Origin of the sequence: Butyrivibrio sp. ob235 (assembly GCF_900109475.1) — a bacterium.
GTDB lineage: Bacteria > Bacillota > Clostridia > Lachnospirales > Lachnospiraceae > Butyrivibrio.
This window is the reverse complement of record NZ_FOBE01000067.1, coordinates 1-2,599: the sequence shown is the minus strand read 5'-3', so window position 1 is coordinate 2,599 and position 2,599 is coordinate 1. Positions and strand designations below refer to the sequence as shown.

General features: G+C 37.0%; 2 protein-coding genes. Both read left to right on the top strand.

The window, feature by feature from the left end:
- Positions 1-577: 577 nt before the first annotated feature.
- Positions 578-1,345, top strand: a complete 768-nt coding sequence (locus BMW61_RS21400) for a type IV toxin-antitoxin system AbiEi family antitoxin domain-containing protein (RefSeq protein WP_091826103.1) — start codon at positions 578-580, stop codon at positions 1,343-1,345.
- Complete coding sequence (locus tag BMW61_RS21395; protein ID WP_091826100.1) at positions 1,332-2,270, top strand: nucleotidyl transferase AbiEii/AbiGii toxin family protein; 939 nt, start codon at positions 1,332-1,334, stop codon at positions 2,268-2,270. The genes BMW61_RS21400 and BMW61_RS21395 overlap by 14 nt, the downstream gene beginning before the upstream one ends.
- Positions 2,271-2,599 lie beyond the last annotated feature (329 nt).

Here is a 2,599-nt window from a genome sequence, read left to right as displayed (position 1 = left end):
TTTCTGGTGTAAAATGGTGTAGATTTTATAGTAATAATGTTAAGAAATCCCTTAAATAAGGGAAAAAGGAGATAAAAGATGAAACTAGGAATCGTTATTTGAACGCCTTTTTCATATATCTCCATATAAAACATTAAATCTATTCAAAACCGCATAAATACTTCATTTGCGGAAATCCCAACTCTGATATAACTTGATAAAGATTCATATATTTTATAAAAAAATGGCACTCGTGTGGCACTTTGTGGCACTCGATATGGCACTCGATGGCACTCGTTTTTGGGTAGTCCTATGAGGGAATACTTCATGCCATTTTTGGTAACTTTCTAGGTTAAAAGTCCCAAATTAGCATTTAACAAATCAATTTTGAAAAAATGGTATTTGTATCTGACCGGAAATATTGAATAATCTATGTTGTTTGGTTTAAATATTGTATGATAGTTACAACAAACATGGTAAAAAAATACATAGACTTAACTTGACAAGGCAACTCTATGATGATAAGTTAAAAATATGTATAGAAATGCTATGTTATAGAGTAAAATCCGACAAATAATTAACATAATGGAGCGAGTATATGAACTTATATTATGAACTGTTACAATACCCAATTTTTTCCATGAAAGAAGTTAATGGCTTGTATTCAAGTGAACGGACAGCAAGGATTGCATTAGGAAAGCTTCTGAAGGAAAATATGGTGCTAAAAATTCGAAATGGGTTATATACGTGTCTTAGCGGTGAAAATGGCGGACCAGTGGCTAACAGATTTCAAATTGCCAGTGCTATCACTCCATCTTCATATGTATCACATCATACAGCATTTGAATATTATGGAACTGCCGATCAGGTTTTCTATGAGGTTTATGTTGGCTCAGAGACACGTTTTCACGACTTTGAATTTGATGGGTACACTTATCATTATGTAAAAGAACAGATGAAAGAAGGTATAGTTTTTCCGGAATTTGGCGGCGGCGTGAGGATTACAGATAAGGAGCGGACGATAACGGACTCCATAAAGGATATGAATCTCATTGCCGGGCTGGAAGAGGTGCTTTCATGTCTCGTGTCCGTGAACAGTATTGATGAAACAAAAATGTTAAAGTATCTGGACTTATATGACAATGCCTTTTTATATCAGAAGACAGGTTTTATCTTTAGTGAATATCAGAGGGAACTTGGCATAAGCGATGATTTTATAAAGATATGTAAGGATAGGAGCGGAGATTCAAAACGATATCTGACAACCGGTATAAATGAGCCTGCTTATTCCGGCGAATGGAAGTTAGTCTATCCAAAGAATATTAAGAGAATGAAAAACGGAGGGCTAGAAGATGCCGCAATTTAATAGAAGAGAGCTTGATGTAAGAGCTCGGGAATATGGCTTTAATCGCGATACCTTTGAGAAGGTTCTTCGATTGAGGATAATTCTTGATTTCTTAAATTCGCATGAATATATGCGTGAACATTTGTTGCTTAAGGGCGGAACGGCAATAAATCTGACTGTTTTTAACCTTCCAAGATTGTCAGTTGATATAGATTTGGATTTTGTTCCAAATCTGACAAGAGAAGAAACGGTAAATGAAAGAGAACATCTGACGGAGATCCTGAAGGGATTTATGTCGGAGCAAGGATATTCTCTCTCTGAGGCATCAAGATTCAGTCACAGCCTGGACGCATTCCATTATAATTATGTGAATGCAGCTGGTAATAGAGATATGATCAAGATAGAGATCAACTATTCACTGAGAACGCACGTGCTATTGCCAGAGGACAGGGCATTAGTGACTGATGCTTTCGGAGAACCGATAAAGATCAGGACGGTTGCTGCAATGGAAATCTTTGCGGCAAAAACCAATGCTCTGATAAGTAGAGCGGCTGCAAGAGATCTGTATGACTTCTGTAATATGGCGGATATTAATCGGTTTGCAGGAGAGGAAGACTTGTTTAGAAAATGCATTATTTTCTATGCAACGATCTCGGCAAAAGAAGTGAACAAAAACTTCGATACATCTGCTATAGACAGTCTTGTCTTTTCAAAAATAAAATCAGATTTGTTCCCGGTTCTGGCTGTGAAGGATAAATTTGACCTGGAAGGAAAGAAGCAACAGGCAAAGGAGTATGTAGCTTCGCTTATGAAGCCGACAGCTCAGGAAATGGAATATATGGAAAGATTTATAGCAAAGGAGTACAAGCCGGAACTGCTTTTTGAAGATACAGAGATTGTTGAGCGCATACGGAATCATCCGATGGCACTATGGAAATGTAAATGATTTTTGACAATTATATAGACTTAAAGTAAGCACCGGAACAATTGTCCGGTGCTTACTTTATGCTGCAATTTTATGGATGTTTTTTATGACAGTAGGTCCACCTACGGCTATACCTACAAGTGATAGTCCTACAATACAGAAGGTGGCGAAATTCTGCCATACTTCTTGATTATGTCTGTCATAGTTTTTGTCTAGTTCTTCGAGTTTTTCCTTAGTGTTTAAGTCTTTTGCCTCTTGGCTGATATCTATGCAGACTGTCAGGATAAATTTGAAAATGACAAGCCCGCGTTTCTGTCTCTATTAGAAACCAATATCGACCTTGATGAAAT

Excerpts from the sequence above, each read along its gene's own strand:
- BMW61_RS21400 (WP_091826103.1), top strand. The coding sequence starts at position 578 with ATGAACTTATATTATGAACTGTTACAATACCCAATTTTTTCCATGAAA.
- BMW61_RS21395 (WP_091826100.1), top strand. The coding sequence starts at position 1,332 with ATGCCGCAATTTAATAGAAGAGAGCTTGATGTAAGAGCTCGGGAATAT.